Origin of the sequence: Paenibacillus shirakamiensis (assembly GCF_017874255.1) — a bacterium.
In the GTDB taxonomy this organism is placed as follows: Bacteria; Bacillota; Bacilli; order Paenibacillales; family Paenibacillaceae; genus Fontibacillus; species Fontibacillus shirakamiensis.
The window spans coordinates 492,491-512,518 of sequence record NZ_JAGGLD010000003.1 but is presented as its reverse complement, the minus strand read 5'-3'; the positions used below and the strand labels follow the sequence as shown (position 1 = coordinate 512,518).

Genomic DNA, 20,028 nt, shown 5'->3' with positions numbered 1-20,028 from the left:
CTAGACCATAGCTATGAAATTATGAGAACAACTTATACAAGTCCGGAATTGTATAGCGGGTTTGAGTTATATAAGAAAATGTTTTAAGAATAATAGGTGCTAAAGAATGGAGCAGGCAAGAGAATTGATTATCACGAGAAAGCCCGGTCTTGAAGAAAATGACATTATAATAGCTGAAACACTGCTAAAAGTTCAATTTCCTGACAAGTATCGAGAACTTGTGAAGCTGGTGAACCAAGCTGAAATAGATGAGTGGATTTTTTATCCGATTAAAGATAGCAAGAGAATAGCAAAGACCTCTGACGACATAGTCAGAAATAATACCCTTGTGAATTATAGTAATATAACAGAAAAAATGATATGGATTGGTGAAGATGGGACTGGAGATCTAATCGGCTATAAGATGAATGAAAACGGTCATTTAAATGAAGAAATTTATCATTTTAACCATGAGAGCCAAGAGATAATTCTTGTATATGACGACATTGAAGATATGATTATGGAGCTATTAGTCTAAATTTAAAAGATTGCTTCATGATAGCTTATGCATAGTTCGCGATAACTAGTGGAGGTGAACTGTGAGAAAAAAGCTTATATTTTTGCTAGTAAATTTGATTTGCTTATTGTACTTATCATCATGTTCAAAGGACAATGACGGTTTTCGATCATCCGAGATATTCGATAGTTTTCCAATTCCAATGGAAGCAAAACTAATGAATTCCGATAAAAACTCAGAACAATATAACTATAGCAATGTGACAGAAGAGGACGGCTTACCGACTATTTATCGAACTGAAATTGAAACTCATAATTGGAGAGAAGTAGATCGGTTGGGTGCAAAGTATGTATTTGAAAAGTATGAACAAAAAGTCAGCTTATTCATTTTCACAGGAAAAATTGAATTAAGAAAAATACAAGAATATAAATAGCAGGTTTGTGTACTAAGTAAAACTAAACGGAACAAGCCGAATTTCTTATAATAAGATTTTCGGCTTGTTTTGTGTGCACAAGGCTTTATTACGATATGGGAAAATTCAAAAAGCAACGGATTAATCTCAAAAAAAGCGATGGGTAAGTGATTTCACTCAATATTTTTATTATTTCTGTAGAGTAAAAGAATTTTTGATCATCGTGATATCATGGAACATCATTTGATAATCCTTCATGGGTTGTTCATCGCTGGGATCATACTGGACATCCGTAGGCGTATGAAATACATACACGTTGCTACCTTTTTCTCCAAGCTTCGTGGCTTGTATTTGTCCGCTAATCTGATTTTTGTTCTTATTCCAATAATCTTTATTCCAGACAGAAATCGTAAATAGAATGCCGTGTTTAGTAGCTTTATTCAAGAAGTTAATATTATGGCCAGCTGTAGTGGGAATCGTATCCGTTACCGTATATTTACCATCCCAACTTTTGGGAAGCAGTAATGAAAAGTGGAAGCTCGTGTTCTTATACACGATTAGATTATCTGCACGGCTATATTTCTGTTCTTTAGCTGGGCTGGGTTGTAACGTATTTATTCGTTGTCGCAAACGTTCAATGAATGTCACGGCTTCGGTTCTTGTCAATGGATCATTCTTATGGAACCCATCGATGGTTCTAGCTACCTTTCCTTCAGCTAATCCTAGATCGAGAAGATACTGAATAGAATCATTCATAGTATATTTCTTACCCGATGCATTAGATAACAGTTGTGCAGCTTTTCCCCTTGAAAAAGTGGTGGAATGCGTGTCTATGTTCCAGCTCAGTGCTTGCGCATGCTTTAAATAGGGTGCATCCCAGCGTTCGGAAGCAAGTGGAGTAGGGAGGTTCGTTGGTCGAAATGCACGAATCAACATAGCAAGAAATTCACTTTGACTGACATGTTGATTCGGTTTGAAGCTTCCATCTGGGTACCCATGAACAATGTTGTTATCCATGGCCCACTTGATGTTTGGATATCCCCAATAGTCAGCCTTTACATCTTTGAAAGTAAGCTCACCTGCGTAAGAGGAGGCTACATTTAAATTCAGAATACTTAGCGAAAGAAATCCGGCAGATAGAAACTTTTGATATTTTTTCATGGTAGGGCTCCTTTTTAGTTAGGGTTGAATTAATTGATTTATAAATTCCCCGTATCATGGAGCAGTGTATAATAAATTTGTGTATTTTTTCTCCATTGTTTATAAATCGAGTTGCCATACATTATTTCTTAACGATAATAAGAGTTCATTTGTTGCTTAATATTTACAATTTTATATTTAAAAGATAATTGAACGAAGCACCATGAGAATAAACTTTTATTTATAATATCTATGCTAAATAAGTCCTTATAGTTTGTGTTTCTAAGGGAAGTAGTTGTCCCGAGTTACCTTATATAAGTATGATAGAAGTAAATCGTTTCGGTAGGTGATGATAATGAAAAAAGTGATTAAAGTCGTTGGGGCTGTTATTGTACATGAAGATAAAATCTTATGTGCTCAAAGAGGTGTTAATCAATCATTACCTCTAAAGTGGGAATTTCCGGGTGGTAAGATCGAAGATGGTGAAACTCCGCAGGAAGCATTACAACGTGAGATTAATGAAGAAATGAATTGCCAAGTCGAAATTGGTAATTATGTTGAAGATACAACCTACGAATATGACTTTGGCATCGTTCATTTAACTACATATTATTGTAGATTAATTGAGGGGACACCGACGTTAACCGAGCATGCCGCGATAAAGTGGTTATCACGAGCAGAGCTGAACACGTTAGACTGGGCTCCTGCTGATATTCCAGCGATTCAGAAGATTATGAACCATCGAGTTGACAGTGCCGTATAAATTATTTATTTAATAGAGGACAATCTGCATTCATATGTAGGTTGTCTTTTTGTAATATATTGGATTGTGATATTAAATTGATAATTATACAATTATGCTAAAAATTAAGGTGAGTGGAAATGACATGACTAGCGTAGCTCGTAACTTTGAGAATACCGTTCTATCACCAGTTGACGGTTCACTCGTACAATACTCCCCTCAATTGTTAATTAACAATCCGCGGAAGAATGAAAGTATATTGTCCTCGGTGATAGAAGAATTGACACATTGTCAGTCATTTATGTTTATTGTAGCTTTTGTAACAGAAAGTGGTCTAGCAACACTAAAATCGTATTTACTAGATTTGAAGGCTAAAGGAATAAGAGGAAGACTATTAACTTCAACCTATTTATATTTCAATAATCCTAAAGTATTTAGAGAACTGCTAAAGATAGAGAATATGGATGTACGCCTTACGGATCTCAAAGGATTTCATTCGAAAGGTTATATATTTAATAAGGATGCCGATCATGCATTAATTATTGGGAGTGCTAACTTAACCGTTCAGGCATTGAAGATCAATTATGAATGGAACGTTAAACTTAAGTTGAATCCGGAGGATGAGTTCCTACTTCAGAAGTTCCTATAGTCTATATGGATATGATTTTAAAAAATCCGGTAGAGCAGAAGTTATATGAATATATAAAAATAAATTTATAAACCTAGATTTATTCCTATTTAGATTCTGTGTAATAATGTAATTTGGTTGATGTATGTGAAAAATGCTGAATAAATAATAAAAGAAAAGAAATTAAAAAAATAAATTATTGAATATCAAGTGTAAATATTTATAATGTATTTTATTCAATGTTCTGAATATTTATTAAAAAATTACATTTTATGACGTCATACGGCTATCTTGTATAATTTAAGGTAGTTGTTTTTTATTTCAGTAACGAAAGCATTAATGAAATAAATTACGAGAGAAGATATTGACAGGACTACTTTTCCAGTAGATAAATATGTACAAAAAAGCACATATGGATGCCCTGATAATTGATCGGGGGATATGTAAAAATACCCACATATACCATCAGTATTTCTTGCAATATTCATAACCGAAACTGCGAACAATAATGCTAAATTTCAAGGCCATCTCCTTCATTTGTGCATTTCATGGGAAATGATTGTGGTTGGGGATAAACAGTGGTATTCTATCAACTTAACAGCTAACTCGAAATCTTTACTTTCATCTAATAGTAGTCACAAATTCAGTTATACAGAAAGGTCATATGATGATTAAAGTTGATAACTTATCCTTCTCATTTCCGCAGAAAGAATTATATACAAATATTACATTTACGCTTGAAGAGGGGCAGCATTGCGCTTTTATAGGAACAAGTGGCAGTGGGAAAAGTACCCTGATCGATATATTGATGGACCCAGAAAGATATTTGTTTGAGGGTAAGCTAGAGATCGACCCCGATTGCACCATCGGATACGTAAGTCAGTTCTCTCAATTAGACAGAAGCCAAGACACTACGGTGTTCGAATATATCGGTGAAAAGTACATTAAGATTCAACAAGACATCGAATCCATTTGCGCTGACATGGCTACGACTACGGATATGGATACGTTACTTGAGAAGTATCAATTCGCTTTAGATGCGTTTGAAGCCATCGGTGGGGAGGATTTTGAGAGCAATATTCTTAAGAAGCTCAACCTAGCCAACCTCATGAAGCTAAAAGATGTTAGGGTATCGGACCTGAGTGGTGGGGAATTCAAACTTATCCAAGTGATGAAGGAGATGCTGGAGCGTCCAGATCTCATGATTATGGATGAACCGGATGTATTTTTAGACTTTGATAACTTGAATGCGCTCAAAAACTTGATTAATACTCACAAAGGCATGCTGCTAGTGGTTACGCACAACAGATATCTACTCAATCATTGTTTCAACAAAATTTTGCACCTCGAGAATACGGAGATTCAAGAGTTCGATGGGCGATATATTGAATATAACTTCTCCTTACTTCAGACTAAGATAGAGCTGCAAGAACTCACCATCGCTGAGGAAGAAGAAATGGAGAGAAACAATGGTATCATTGATAACCTCAGACATATTGCAACGTATAATTCAGAAGCGTCTAGAGGTAGAGCGCTTAAGGCTAGAGTTAGATTTCAAGAAAGATTTGAAGCACGCCGAATTAAGGCGCCTTTCGTAGATATTAAGCAGCCGAATATCCGTTTAGATATTGATGATGAAATAGAAGAAGATACCACCATTCTGAATGTTACTAATTATAGGGTTGCCTTTGATGAGTTGATTTTAGACCATGTGAATTTTGAGATGAAAGCTACGGATAAAGTAGCCCTGATTGGACCGAATGGTACGGGTAAAACGACGTTGCTCCGAGACATTTTTAACAATACACATGAAGCCATTGACATGAATGCTGATGTGAAAGTGGCTTATCTATCTCAATTTCAAGGTGAAATGTTAGAGGATTCGAATACGATATTAGAAGATTTTATTGAAGCTGGATTTAAGACGTATGATGAGATTAGATCCTATCTTTTAAATTATGGTTTTGAAGGAGAAATCCTCGATCAGAAAATAGCATCTTTATCCGGTGGAGAAAAAAACATGCTTCAATTGGCTAAAGTTGCGGCTAGTAAAGCACAGATGTTGCTTCTCGACGAACCGACAAGTCATCTAGATACCTATACTCAAATCGCACTAGAGAAAGCCATTAAGGATTATAAAGGCGCGATTCTCATGATCTCTCATGACTTCTATTCTGTGGTGAATGGAATGGATTATGTTCTAATTATTGATGATAAGACGATTAGAAAAATGAGTATGCGCAAATTTAGGAAGATGATCTATGCTAGTCATTTTGACAGAGATTATCTAGAGAAGGAACAAAAGAAAAAGGCGTTAGAAATGGAAATCGAAGTGGCTCTAAAAAATACGAATTTTTTACTTGCCAAACCTTTGGTGGATGAGTTAGAAGAGCTGATTAAGTTGCTTTAAATCATAAATCTCGGATTAATTGAGAGTAAATTTATCTATATTTTTAGGATTTCGCTACGTTGCTAATAGACCAATAAATCGGTTAATAATAGTACGACTAGTATTAAGAAATCCTAAAAAATAAATTAAGGAAAAGGAATGAAGGCCGATTCTCGTAGATGAAATCTACAGGAGACGGTCTTTTATCGCTACCTACTGAAAATAATATGGCTATGGCAACGACGATAATGATAAGTAGAATAGGTGCCAAAAGTTACAACTTAAAGATATTATGTTCTGCTAGCTCAATGAATCAAATTTGGAAAAGGAAAATTAATATATATGTAGTTTCATAATTATGGACAAGCGTTTAATTTTAGTTAAATCTACATCTAAGCCCGTGTATACTTTAGTTTGTATAAGATAGTTGTAGCCTCGCAGGTTTGAGCACAGAAAGGAAGTATATATATGATGAACGCACCGGATAAACATAAGCTTTACCCTAATGAAGCGATTCGAACAGTGTGTTACATTCAAAATTTGCCTAGGCGAGCGAACGTTGAGATCGGGGATTATACTTACTATAGTGATAATACCCATTCACCTGAGCTTTTTTATGACCATATTCAGCACCATTATGAGTTCCTAGGTGATAAGCTGCGGATTGGGAAGTTCTGCGCAATTGCAGAAGGCGTAACCTTCATCATGAATGGGGCGAATCATCGCATGGATGGCTTTACTACGTATCCCTTTAATATTTTCGGTGGAGGATGGGAGAAGGTGACGCCGATGGTCGAACAGCTTCCTTTCAAAGGAGATACGGTCCTCGGTAACGATGTCTGGATCGGTCAACAGGTTACGATCATGCCAGGCGTCACGATTGGCGACGGTGCTATTGTAGCTTCGAATTCAACCGTAGTGAAGAATGTTGAGCCTTACACGATTGTCGGTGGTAACCCTGCAAAGGTGATCAAAAAGCGTTTTAGTGAGGAGATCATTCAGTTGTTACTGGAGCTTCAGTGGTGGAACTGGGATGAAGAACAGATATTTGAGCATCTGGACACCTTAGTATCCGCTCATGATTTGGAGACACTTAAGGGATTAAGTAGTAAATAGTAAAGAGTAAGTAGTAAGAATCAACAATTATTTGATTAGATCTCTTCACAAACCCGAGAACTTGGTTCGTAATATTTTAATATTGGAGTGAAATACCGAGCCTTCATGTGTTCTCCCAACTCAAATAAAAAATGTCCATCACTTTGCGTAATCAGGCATGTATTTAATAGTCTTCTATCTGAAAATGACATATTTACGTTATCTCTTTCCTCTGCACGTAGGAGGATTTTTTGCGTTTAAGTTTAAGTTCCTTATCTGTATTTCAAAGAGTTTTTATCAATGGAACTCAACTCTATAACAAGAAATACCCATACTATTTTTAATTTCAATATGATTTTGAACTAATTGAACAAGAGAGAGTAGATTATGGTTTTTTTTGTATAAGCTCACCGTTATATGCCGTTTATCGACATGTAGAGATGTATAAAGAAAAATAAATGTAACTAATCGACATGATTATACAAAATAATACAAAATAAGCTATTGGAATTATTTCCCTCTAGTCTTAAGATATAGGTTGAAAGTCATAGTTCTAACTACTTAGAAAGGAAATAAAAGCGAAATGAAAAGATAGAAATTATTAAGGGGGATATGGTTTTGAAACAGTTTGGTTTGCTTTTTATTTGCTTTTTGCTTCTTTTAACTACAATTAACCCCGTTTATGCAGTAACGGTGTCCAAACCAACGAGTGCCATGGAGCGGCTGGAAGCGCTGGAGACCCAACGTGATAATGAAGAAATGAGATTACAGATGGGGTTAGGTCTAACCGATGGATTACAAACAGCTTATCAACAGCTTGCCTCTGAATTTCCGTCGGACAAAAAAATGAATGCCTGGATTCAATACAGGCTTGGCGAAATCGAGTATTCACGCGACCGTTTTGACGAAGCAAGTAAGTACTTCGACAAAGTGAAGCAATTGCATGCCACTACTGACTTGGATGTAATGGCTGATTTGCAGAGAGCTAATATGAAAAAGAGCCTCTATAATTCCAAGGCGAACGCCTCCGCTGCGGATGCGATTTTGAATCAGCTGGAGAAAGAGCATCCATTACACGATCAAGTAAAGCTTGTAAAGGCTTATCGCAAAGTAATACCCAACATTAGCAAAACGCAGTTCAAGACGTTGAAAAATGACCTTCTGCAGGCTATGGACGGGCTGAAGTTTCGTTCGTTAGCAAAGACGAGAAGTGCAGAGGCTCCTTGGGAGCGAAATGCAAAAAATCAATTCAATGAAGATCTAGCAAAAACAAAACGCCAAGCTGCATTTTTAGCTGCCGAGGATGGTGATTTCAGTAGGGCTTATACCGAATTATCCCAAGTCGTTCAGAGCTATAGTGGAACCAATCCCTACGATTATTTTACGATGAATACCACGCTTGAAGATTTGAACTTCCAAAAGGCACTTGCATTAGTAGCATCAGGCAAGAAGACCGAGGCCATTGCCGAACTCAAGCAATTCATTCATGCCAATTCCGGTAGCTACCTGGCTAGTCGGGCTCAATCGAAATTGGATGTGTTAAGTCCGCAACAACCCGTTGAGCAAACTAATACGACATCTAATAAAGTTTCAACATCATCATCTAATCAGTCATTAGAATGCATATGTGGGCCTGCTGCGCTGCGTGCTGCTTTGTCCGTCAAAGGAGTAACGGCCTCTCTAGAGCAGTTGACTCAAGATGCAGGCACGACCGAAAAAGGTACAACAATGACTGGACTAATTCATGCATCAGAGCAACAAGGAATCCGGGCAGTTGGCCTTCAGGTGGCAAAATCTGACTTAGCGACGCTTAAGCTTCCGGCTATCGCACTTTTACAGGATCATTATGTTACGGTGACAGCGGTCGCCGCAGATAGCATCCGAATGTATGATTCACAAGTCGGTTGGGTGGAAAAACCTAAAATGGAATTCGAATCCCTTTTCACTGGTAATGCGATAGTATTCGCTAATACCGATGCGGAGGCGCTGCAGGGATTAAAAGGAGCATTTATTTTAACCCAAAGTGCTACGGATGAACTAATTGGTAAATATACTTGTTCTAACGCAGGCGGTTTTGGAGGCATTCCCGGGGGAGTAGATTGCAATCAGCCCTGTGGCAACTTCGAGGCTATGAATTCGGCAGCCGACGGAGATATGGACGGGATGACGACTTCTATTAACAGGGTGTATGGAAATCTGGCGGTCCAAACTCCAAAGTTACTCTACGGAGGAAGTGAAGGCAATCATACAGAGTTCCAATTATTTTTTAATTCTACTGCCTCGGACAGCCGTTCAAGTTCAGTAGGTTCTCCGAAGTGGACAACCAGTTATTCAGATCGTATGGTTGCATCCAATAACAACCCTAACAATCTGGACTTGGAAGCAGGGGATGGCAGCCGAGTGACGTATACCAGGAATATAGATGGGACGTACACAAGTCCGCCCAACAACTTCGACACGTTGACAAAGAACGCGGACAATACTCTAACCCTAACTAAAAAGACCAAAGATGTCATGAAGTTCGACGCAACGGGGAAGCTCAACAGCAAAATGAATCGCTTGGGTGAGGGTGTCTCTCTCACCTATGATAAGCAGGGGCGTTTGAATACAGTGCTGGATACGAGTAGAGCAATAACAACATTAAGCTACAACATAGATGGAACACTTGCGATGATGGATGCAGATGGCAAGTACCAGGTTAGGCTGGCTTATGATGATAGCAAACGATTAATTCAAATCAAATACTCGGACAATCAATTCTACAGTTTTGATTATACTTCAGGTTTTGCCATTACGAACCGCAAAGGGAAAACGACGAAGTTCCAGTACTATAACAGCTCAGGTCAGATTGTTAGCCGCACGAACCCAAATGGTTTGACACAAACCATTAATGCAGCCAACGCGGCTGGAGGCTCCATTACGAACTATGCGACCGGGGTCAAAAGCTTCACTTGGGACAACCGTCAGATTTTGACAGGAATGACGGATGTGCTTGGAAATCGGACGACACTAAACTACAATCCGGATAATAAAGTTGACGTCATCACGGACCCGCTCGGTAACAAAACGAAATATTTCTATGACGCAAGAGGCAATCGCACGACAGTCGTGGATGCCTTAGGAAATAAAACCTCGACCGTTTATAACAACAAAGATCAGGTTATAGCGGTTATCGATGCGTTAGGACACAAAACGTCATACATTTACGATGAGCTGGGCAATGTCACATCAATTGTCAACGCACTGGGCAATAAGATGACGTATGTATACAATACTCGGGGCCAAGTTACTCAGACAAAGGATTATACAGGCGCATTAACGAGTTATCGTTACAATGGGAATGGCAGACTCATTGAAGTTACTAATGCTCTAGGTAAGAAGACGATGTATGAGTACGACTCCTTGGGTCGCAGAACTTCGGAAATCGACGCGATGGGACAACGTACGGATTATGGCTACGATGTATATGGTCATGTGACAAATATCCGATATCCGGATGAGACGATGGAGAGTATGGAGTATGTAGGGGAGCTACTGAAAAACCGGAAAGACCAAAAAGGATATCTCACCTCATATGAATATGACAATCTCGGGCGACTGACCAAAGTCACGGATGCTAAAGGAGCGGTGACTTCCTATGCGTATGATGCCATGGGTAACCAAACCTCGGTTACCGATGCGAAAGGTAATGTAACCACTAAAACTTACGATGCCAAAGGACGAGCTACAAAGGTGACCTATCCGGGTGGAGTGAAAGAGTCATATACGTATGATGTGAACGATAGGCTCATTACGAAAACCGAGGCATCAGGTGCAGTGACAACCTATACCTACGATGCCATCGGTCGAGTGCTTAAAACGGAGAGGAAGTAAAGGGTAGCTATGAAGAAACGGTATGGAGTATTCAAGCAGTTTGCAGTTGTCTTATGCTTTAGCATGCTAATGAATTTGGCATCAATCCCTGCTACACCATTTGAGACAAAACCAGTCGCAGCAAAAGAAGCAGTTCCTGTACAAATGTCAGCGCTACAAAACAGAGTTATTCCAAAAACGACGTTCAACAAAGTAGACAGACTTCAGCCCGCGACTGAAGCTAGAAAATTAAAATCTGAGGCAAGGCCGGTTGCAACGAAAGAAACGTTTCCTGTAAAAGTGCCCAAGTCACAGAATGGGATTACATCAAAAAAGTTCACTAAAGTAGACAAATCTCAGCCCGCGAATAAAGTTAGAGAATTTAAATCTGAGGCAAGGCCGGTTGCAATGAAAGAAATGGTTTCTGCACAAGTGCCCGCGGTACGAAATGGGATTACACAAAAGAAATCTATCAAAACAAACAAGCCTTACCCCGCGACTAAAGTAGAAGGGACAAATACGTCGGCTAAAGGCAGCGCAACAATTAATAAATCAGATAAAACGGTAGGAAGTTCTTCGGCACATTCAAAAATATCCCAAGCGCCGTTATCGGTGAAACAATCAGACAACGCGCAGGTTGAAAAGGATGAGCCTACCAGCGCTATTCCATTAGGATTGGAGAATAATGGCGATAACTATGTCGATAATGATGGCACGGAGGCCGAGGCGGATACTGAGGCGCCACTTACGCCAACTGATTTAATTGTAGAAAACCCCACAGATCGGACTGTCCAGCTCTCTTGGACAGCATCGACCGACAATGTAGGGGTAGTGGCCTACGAAGTTTACCAGCAAGATATATTAAGCGGAACTGGCTCGGGGGATGAGAGTTCTAATCCTCAAGAGAAGGCTTCGTTGATTGCTAACATAGATGGTACCATTCGTACAATGAAGGTAACAGGTCTACTGCCTTCAACAGCTTATAGCTTTATGGTGAAGGCGAAAGATCTTGCAGGCAATGTCTCCCCCGCCAGCAAATCCGTAACCCTAACAACTAATTCAGAGGAGCAAGGAAATGGGTCTCCACAGGAGGAACAACCCGACCAAGAACCTCCAAGTATACCCAATAATCTTAAGTCTCCAAATCAAACGGACCGCACCGTTGATCTAATTTGGGATGAGGCGATAGATGACATCGGGGTTAAAGCGTATGATCTTTATTTAAATGAGGAACTCCTCGTATCGCTTACAGGAAGCGAATTGTCTTATCAGGTGGCGGATCTCAAAGCAAGTACCGATTATATCTTCTCAGTAAGGGCCCGAGACGCGGCTGGTAACGTGTCCGCTAGAAGTGCTTCGCTGACGGTCCGTACATTAGATGATAAGGAACCCCCTACTGCCCCGAGCGGTCTAACATCAAGCATTCAGTCGGAAACGACAATTAACCTTAGTTGGCTGGCAGCCATAGATAATGTAAAAGTAACCGCCTATCAGATATTAAATAATAATATTGTAGTTGGTACAGTTAACGGAACAGAAACTAATAATAAGCTTTCTGAACTCCAACCCAATACATTATATAGTCTGACAGTAAAGGCTATTGATGCAGCAGGGAATGTATCTGAACCAAGTAAAACACTAGAAGTGAAGACAAAACCAGATACAGAAGCACCCAAGGCTCCCGTCTTGTCAGTCACGGCCGTGACACAGACCAGCGCGAGCCTGCGCTGGAGCGCAGCCATAGATAACATAGCTGTCGTCGCCTATGATGTATATCGAGATGGAATATTTGCTGCGACAGTCGATAGCAAAACGTTGTCGTATACGACTGAGGGGTTGACTACAAATAAAACGTATTCTTTTACAGTGAAGGCGAAAGATTTAGCGAACAATATTTCGTCAAGTAGCAACGCAGTGCCAGTATTTACAGCGACACCGTATGAGGCGCCAGGGCCACAAAATGTGACCTTGAGTGGAATGGGGTGGTTCTCCACAAATCTGAAGGCGAATCGAACATTTAACTTTAAAGATGGTTTTAATTCAGGTACTAGATATATCAGCCTTGTGTATAAGGACCCGTCCACTAATTACTTGGAGGCATTCGACCTAGATCTCAGCTTGGCGCCAAGTACGGCAGGAACATACTTTATTCAACTGAGGAACTCAGGAACTCACATACTGAGTTCTTCGGACGGGTCAGACTTTGCAAACGCCTATCCAATTTCCATAAGGAGCGATGAGGCCAGCAAAATATTGAGCTACTCAATTCCGGGTGGCGATAGTGCGTATTATAAAATTGCCATGAATGCTGCATATCAGGTCGGATTTAGTGCAGCAGGTGCTACCGGAATGGTAGTGTACGATAGTAATCAAAAGCAAGTAGCGATCACTGAGGACAGCGCCATTAGCTACAGAGCGCCAACGGCTGGAATGTATTATGTGCAGGTAAAAGCGGGTAAGACGAGCGGTGTTTATCCCTTAGTAATATCATCAGCGACACCGTATGAGGCGCCAGGGCCACAAAATGTGACCTTAAGTGGAATGGGGTGGTTCTCCACAAATCTGAAGGCGAATCGAACATTTAACTTTAAAGATGGTTTTAATTCAGGTACTAGATATATCAGCCTTGTGTATAAGGACCCGTCCACTAATTACTTGGAGGCATTCGACCTAGATCTCAGCTTGGCGCCAAGTACGGCAGGAACATACTTTATTCAACTGAGGAACTCAGGAACTCACATACTGAGTTCTTCGGACGGGTCAGACTTTGCAAACGCCTATCCAATTACGATAAGGAGCGATGAGGCCAGCAAAATATTGAGCTACTCAATTCCGGGTGGCGATAGTGCGTATTATAAAATTGCCATGAATGCTGCATATCAGGTCGGATTTAGTGCAGCAGGTGCTACCGGAATGGTAGTGTACGATAGTAATCAAAAGCAAGTAGCGATCACTGAGGACAGCGCCATTAGCTACAGAGCGCCAACGGCTGGAATGTATTATGTGCAGGTAAAAGCGGGTAAGACGAGCGGTGTTTATCCCTTAGTAATATCATCAGCGACACCGTATGAGGCGCCAGGGCCACAAAATGTGACCTTAAGTGGAATGGGGTGGTTCTCCACAAATCTGAAGGCGAATCGAACATTTAACTTTAAAGATGGTTTTAATTCAGGTACTAGATATAGCAGCCTTGTGTATAAGGACCCGTCCACTAGTTACTTGGAGGCATTCGACTTAGATCTCAGCTTGGCGCCAAGTACGGCAGGAACATACTTTATTCAACTGAGGAACTCAGGAACTCACATACTGAGTTCTTCGGACGGGTCAGACTTTGCAAACGCCTATCCAATTACGATAAGGAGCGATGAGGCCAGCAAAATATTGAGCTACTCAATTCCGGGCGGCGATAGTGCGTATTATAAAATTGCCATGAATGCTGCATATCAGGTCGGATTTAGTGCAGCAGGTGCTACCGGAATGGTAGTGTACGACAGTACTCAAAAGCAAGTAGCGATCACTGAGGACAGCGCCATTAGCTACAGAGCGCCAACGGCTGGAATGTATTATGTGCAGGTAAAAGCGGGTAAGACGAGCGGTGTTTATCCCTTAGTAATATCATCAGCGACACCGTATGAGGCGCCAGGGCCACAAAATGTGACCTTAAGTGGAATGGGGTGGTTCTCCACAAATCTGAAGGCGAATCGAACATTTAACTTTAAAGATGGTTTTAATTCAGGTAGTAGATATAGCAGCCTTGTGTATAAGGACCCGTCCACTAATTACTTGAAGGAATTCGACTTAGATCTCAGTTTGGCGCCAAGTACGGCAGGAACATACTTTATTCAACTGAGGAACTCAGGAACTCACATACTGAGTTCTTCGGACGGGTCAGACTTTGCAAACGCCTATTCAATTACGATCGCTTCACCTGAGGCGTCTAATAGCTCGTCTAAGATGGTTCCGGCCAACGATGTCGCCTACTATAAAGTCACATCATTAACTGCTGGGAAGAACTATCGTATCAGTGCGAGCGGAACAGTAGGCTTTACGGTGTATTCTAGCGATCAAATTCAACTAGCGGTAAGCAGTGGGACATCTATTTCGTTTACCCCTTCGACGACTGGTGTGTATTATGTGAAATTGAGGTCAGGAACTTCCAACGGCAATTATACCCTCAATATCGGACAGAATATGAGTTCGGCAGATTACGTAGCTCCAGGACCGCAGAATGGAACCATTTCAAGCGGTGGTTCAACCACTTATTGGGCTGAGCTTGTTGCTAACCGAACCTTCATGCTTACAGCTTCGGGAGCTACTCAAATCGAGTTCTACGATAGCTTAAACAACTACATCTCTCGCTGCTATAATTCCACATGTGCTTTTTCACCAAGCATAGCAGCGGGCTACTATCTCAAGGTTTACGGCACTGCGAATGCGCGCATTATCATAAGCTCACAGGATGGCTCAAGCTTCGACTCGGCTTATGTAACCTCTGAAGCTAGCGGAAGAACAGTGTCTACAAACAATCAGCCATTCTCTTCCAGTGCGTACTATAAAGTAAACTTTTCTAAGGTAAACAACTATGTCATTTATGCGCGTGGAGGGGCTACCGGTATAGAGGTATACGATAGTGCACAAAATAAGGTCATTAGCGGTGAGGCAACTACATTAGCTTTCGCGCCAACAGTAGCGGGTTTTTATTATATCCGTGTGCTTTCAGGTAGTACGAATAGCAGCTACACTCTGGACATTGAACGGGAAGCGGTACCGTTTCAAGCTCCAGGACCGCAGGACGGAATCATTTCGGATACAGGTTATACCCGATATGCCGTCACGCTATTAGGCAATCGGACTGCTGTATTAAATGCAACGAATGCAAGCAAAATCGAACTCTTCGATAGCCAGAACAATCAGGTCACTACATGTTCCGCGACTAGCTGTGCTTATATACCGGCAACGAGCGGTAGCTACACGTACAAGGTCTACGGTACGGCCGGGGCGAAAATTACCCTTAGCGCGCAAGACGGCTCCAGCTTCCGAACGGCTTATCGTGTGAGCGAGACGAAAGGATTTATTCTAGTCTCCAATACGCAACCAGCCAATGAATTCGGTATATACAGTGTCACATTAACAGCTGGTACCGCTTATTCATTTTATGCGAGAGGCAACCGGGTATCCCTGTATGATGGTAAAGAGCAGGAACTTGCATCAGGAACCGCCCTTGACTTCACGCCGGATGCAACAAGTGATTATTATATTCGCGTGTCTTCAAGTACGACGGCGGGCAACTTTACGATGAACATGGAGCGTCTGGCAGAGACCTATCGGATGCCAGGTCCACAAGCAAGTCTCGTACCGACTTACGGTTACGTTAGGTATGCATTAACGACGAATCGTTCCTTCATGTTACAAGCTACCAATACGACCAAGATTGAAATTTATGACAAAGCGAACAGTTTGCTGACGACGTGTAGTTCTTCATGCTCCACGCCTATGCTCGCAGGAACTTATTTTTTGAAAGTATATGGTGTAGCTGGCTCAACAACTGCGCTGAGCGCTCAGGATGGATCGACCCTTGGTGCTGCCTATCCGATTAGCTTGACAAATCAAACCGGAAACGCAACGTATATGCTGCCGGACAACTCCGACTCGTATTACCGGGCAACGTTGACTGCTGGTATCCCCTACTTACTAACCAGTAGTATTCTAGATTCGAATAATGGGCTTACGGTATTTGATAGCACTGGAAAACTACTGGAAGCAAGCAGACAGAATAGCATGAGCTTCAAGCCGCCAACTACAGGAACGTTCTATATTAAAGCGGCCAATGGCGGTACGGGCGGTAGCTTCACTCTGAAGATTTCTCAGCTCGTCTACATCTCGTCGGAGACAGACGGCGTGCTCGGAATCTCCGGTAATACGGTTATTTCGAACTTGGCTAAATGGGAACTATGTTATGGACAAGGTACTTCGCCAACAGAGTGGAGATTGGTGAAAACCGGTTACACAGCGTTGAGCAATGGGCTTCTTGGCAATTGGGACACGAACAGCTTGGAGAACGGACCATACGCGCTAAAACTGATTCTCTACACGGTTTCTGGGGAAGCGTTCAGCTCTTCGCTGATTATGGATGTCGCGAACCGGTCCTTGCGCCTTACCGCGCCGTCTGCTGTAACGGACAAGTCGTTTACACTGAACTGGTCGATCAACCGTACACCCAATCTGGTACGTTTTGAAGTGTATCAATCCAGCGTATCGGGAACCAATTTCAGCTATGCCAATAAGCTCGCGACAATTTCGGATGTCACGCTGACGGCATACCTGATGACTGGCCTGGAGCCGAAGAAAACCTACTTCTATAAAATCCGGGCCGTATACGCGGATGGGCAGACCGTAGATTCAAACGAAATTGCCGTAACGACAAGAGCAGTGACGACAGGCATACAATTGGCTACTTATCAGTATGATGCTGTTGGCAATGTACTGGAAAGTGTGGATCCAAACGGGAACGTTCAGAAATTCGAGTACGATGCGCTAAACCGTCTAGTTGCGGTCAATCAACCAGATGGTGCACGCTTGGCGACAACGTATGATGCAATGGGGCGAATACTAACGCAAATAGACGGAGCGGGAGGCCTGACCTCTACGGAGTACGATGTGCTTGGCCAACTCATATCGACCACAGATTCTAACGGTGCTAAGATCGAGTCGCAATACGATGACGCTGGCCGTATTGTCCGTCAAGTCGACGCCAATAATCTTGCCACAACGACTTCTCTAGATAACATGGGCAGAGTTATACGAATCACCAATCCGCTGGGGCAGTCCATAAGTTATCAGTACGATGTGGCAGGTCTTATGACGAAAGTTACGGATGCAAACGGAGTTTCACGCTCGTTCACGTACGACGAAGTCGGTCGTGTAGTAACGGAAACGGACGGACTGGGTTATGTAACCGCCTATGATTATGATGTTTTGGGCAACAAAATAAAATTATACTTACCTAACGGAACTAGATGGAGCTATGGCTATAATGAACGTAACCAATTGACGACAGTGATGGATCCAGAGGGGGGAACGACGCTATCGAGTTATGACGAAGCAGGCCGTCTGAAAAGCGTGACGGACGCCAAAAAACAGGTGAAAAGTTATGTGTACGACAGTTTGAATCGTGTGACCAAAGTGACCGATCCGCTCGGAAAAAGCACACAGTACGTGTATGACAACAATGGCAACACAACGAGTATCGTTGATCGAAATGGTACGGTCCTTAACTACGATTATACTGGTGTCAATCAGGTTCGCAGTGTAAGCTCCGGTAGCATGAAGCCAGTATCCTACACTTACGATCTGGCGGGACGAAGAGTGACAATGACAGATGGATCGGGTACGACCCGATACAAGTACGATGGTGCAGGACGCTTGACATCCAAGATCCTTGGAGACGGAAAAACTATTCAATATGCGTATGATGCAGCAGGTCAACTGGTTAACACCACTGACTATATGGGTGCTGTGACCAATCGGGAATACGATGCAGCAGGTCAGTTAATACGTGTGGAGGACTCGGTTGCAGGTGCAACGACTTATACTTATGATGCTGGAGGTCGACGCATCCAGACGTTAACCCCTAATGGAATCACCGTAGGTTATAGCTATGATTCCAATGGACAGATAGTTGGAATGACACATAAAAAGAATGACGAAGAACTGCTGCTACCGTTCACTTATGCTTATGACAGTATCGGTAATATGACGAGTGCAGCCGATGGTCGCGGAAAGGCGCTCTATCAGTATGATTCATTGAATCGGTTGGCTGAATACACCCAAGCGGATGGCACACGGACTGCTTACACCTATGATGCGGTCGGTAACCGCATCGCGGAAACAATTCTACAACCGAGCGAAGAGTCGTTGACCAGATCGTATACCTACGATGCTGCTAACCGATTAACGGCTATTAACAACGGCACCGATCCAGCGGTGGCTCTCAAGTACGATCAAAATGGAAATTTGCTCAGTGATGCCAATCGAACGTTCACGTATGATCCTCTCAATCAATTGATCAGCGTTAAGGAAGGGACGAACCTTTCTAAATACGGATACAATGGCGACGGTCTACGTGTTGAGGCGACAAGTTCCGCCGGTGATATAATTCGCTTCTACTGGGATGACGATCAGATCTCGCTAGAAACGAACAATAGTGGAGATGTAATTGGCCGTAATCTGTACGGGCTGGAACGTATAGCCCGAATGCAGGAACCTAATTCGACGAGCCATCTTGCGGAAGGAACGAACATCTCCTATTATCTTTACGATGGTCATGGCGATGTTCGCGCATTAGGCGATGCTAGTCAGCCGTTGCTTAACACTTACGGGTATGATGCATGGGGGAACGTAAGCCAGCAGTCTGGCATTCAGAAAAATCCTTATGGATACGCTGGTGAATATACAGATTCGACCGGGCTACAGTACCTTCGAGCGCGTTTCTATGATCCAACCATCGGGCGGTTTTTAACGGAAGACACTTACACAGGGGAAGCCAACGATCCGCCGAGTTTGCATCTGTATTCATATGTAAGAAACAATCCATTGATCTTCACAGATCCGAGTGGACATGTGCCGTTCAAGGCATGGGCGAATGCACCAGAATGGGTGCCATTTAGCGATGCATACATTCGAAACTACGATCAGAATCTAAATTCAGGGCTTGATGCAATCAGCGAATTTAATCCGGCAGCAGGTTTTGTGGCCAGAACGTTGACGACTATCGGACGTGTTGCGATATTCGATGATCTTGTTGCATTAGCGGATTCATGTTCAACTAGCTATGACAAGAGTCTGGCAATTATCGGATTTATTCCTGGTGGTAAATTTGCCAAGCTTGCTAAGTTTGCCAAGTTTGGAGAAGAAGCTACAGACATTGCTAAGGCTGAAAGGGCTGTTGTTGGTAAGGGGACGGGTGAAGTTGCTTCTAAGGTATCTCGTAACCAAGCCTTCCGAGATGCTAAAGAAGCAGCAGGAATTCCGAAATCAGCTCAATTCGAAAAGCATGGGTATGTTTTTGACGGTACTTCGGAAAATAGAACAGCATATCAATTTACAGTTGATGGTCAAAAGAAATATATTATATTGCATGAAGAAGATAAGCTAGGAAGAGGTTCACACTTCCACGGTGCTGATGATGCAAAAGGAAATCCATTCGATAAGGGTAGATACAATCAATACGATGGTCATTTTCCCGAAGACTTAGATGGGTTTGGCAAATAATTGT

The 20,028-nt window shown here is 42.0% G+C and carries 8 protein-coding genes and 1 pseudogene; 8 read left to right on the top strand and 1 reads right to left on the bottom strand.

Annotated elements, in window-relative coordinates; all coding sequences use genetic code 11:
* The first annotated feature begins 106 nt into the window (after positions 1–106).
* On the top strand, positions 107–517 hold the full coding sequence (locus tag J2Z69_RS11825) for an SMI1/KNR4 family protein (RefSeq protein WP_209862571.1): 411 nt from the start codon (positions 107–109) through the stop codon (positions 515–517).
* Positions 518–713: 196 nt separating this feature from the next.
* The gene (locus J2Z69_RS11820) at positions 714–929 is read left to right on the top strand and encodes a hypothetical protein (RefSeq protein ID WP_209862568.1); all 216 of its coding nucleotides are present in this window, start codon (positions 714–716) and stop codon (positions 927–929) included.
* Positions 930–1,097: 168 nt separating this feature from the next.
* Here the strand turns inward: J2Z69_RS11820 and J2Z69_RS11815 are convergent, their stop codons facing one another.
* Positions 1,098–2,069, bottom strand: coding sequence for an S-layer homology domain-containing protein (locus J2Z69_RS11815; RefSeq protein ID WP_209862565.1), 972 nt, complete (start codon positions 2,067–2,069; stop codon positions 1,098–1,100).
* A gap of 334 nt (positions 2,070–2,403) precedes the next feature.
* On the opposite strand from J2Z69_RS11815, the gene J2Z69_RS11810 reads away from it, so the two are divergent.
* The 6 genes and pseudogenes from J2Z69_RS11810 (at position 2,404) to J2Z69_RS11785 (ending at position 20,024) form a co-directional block, all read left to right on the top strand.
* Entirely contained in the window at positions 2,404–2,811 is a 408-nt protein-coding gene (locus J2Z69_RS11810; protein ID WP_209862725.1) for a (deoxy)nucleoside triphosphate pyrophosphohydrolase, read from the top strand.
* 190 nt (positions 2,812–3,001) lie between these two features.
* A pseudogene (locus J2Z69_RS11805) lies at positions 3,002–3,433 on the top strand (phospholipase D-like domain-containing protein); the annotation flags it as partial.
* Positions 3,434–4,085: 652 nt separating this feature from the next.
* A complete protein-coding gene (locus J2Z69_RS11800) occupies positions 4,086–5,828 on the top strand; it encodes an ABC-F family ATP-binding cassette domain-containing protein (protein WP_209862559.1) in 1,743 nt (580 codons plus the stop codon).
* Between the two features lie 447 nt (positions 5,829–6,275).
* Positions 6,276–6,923: a Vat family streptogramin A O-acetyltransferase gene (locus J2Z69_RS11795; protein WP_209862556.1), complete on the top strand. Its 648-nt coding sequence runs from the start codon at positions 6,276–6,278 to the stop codon at positions 6,921–6,923.
* 597 nt (positions 6,924–7,520) lie between these two features.
* Positions 7,521–10,775, top strand: a complete 3,255-nt coding sequence (locus J2Z69_RS11790) for a cysteine peptidase family C39 domain-containing protein (RefSeq protein WP_209862553.1) — start codon at positions 7,521–7,523, stop codon at positions 10,773–10,775.
* A gap of 9 nt (positions 10,776–10,784) precedes the next feature.
* Complete coding sequence (locus J2Z69_RS11785) at positions 10,785–20,024, top strand: fibronectin type III domain-containing protein (protein ID WP_209862549.1); 9,240 nt, start codon at positions 10,785–10,787, stop codon at positions 20,022–20,024.
* Positions 20,025–20,028 lie beyond the last annotated feature (4 nt).

What these genes read in the sequence shown, in the direction of transcription:
- J2Z69_RS11785 (WP_209862549.1), top strand. Translation starts at nt 10,785, where the DNA reads ATGAAGAAACGGTATGGAGTATTCAAGCAGTTTGCAGTTGTCTTATGC.
- J2Z69_RS11815 (WP_209862565.1), bottom strand. Translation starts at nt 2,069, where the DNA reads ATGAAAAAATATCAAAAGTTTCTATCTGCCGGATTTCTTTCGCTAAGT.
- J2Z69_RS11820 (WP_209862568.1), top strand. Translation starts at nt 714, where the DNA reads ATGAATTCCGATAAAAACTCAGAACAATATAACTATAGCAATGTGACA.
- J2Z69_RS11800 (WP_209862559.1), top strand. Translation starts at nt 4,086, where the DNA reads ATGATTAAAGTTGATAACTTATCCTTCTCATTTCCGCAGAAAGAATTA.
- J2Z69_RS11810 (WP_209862725.1), top strand. Translation starts at nt 2,404, where the DNA reads ATGAAAAAAGTGATTAAAGTCGTTGGGGCTGTTATTGTACATGAAGAT.
- J2Z69_RS11825 (WP_209862571.1), top strand. Translation starts at nt 107, where the DNA reads ATGGAGCAGGCAAGAGAATTGATTATCACGAGAAAGCCCGGTCTTGAA.
- J2Z69_RS11795 (WP_209862556.1), top strand. Translation starts at nt 6,276, where the DNA reads ATGATGAACGCACCGGATAAACATAAGCTTTACCCTAATGAAGCGATT.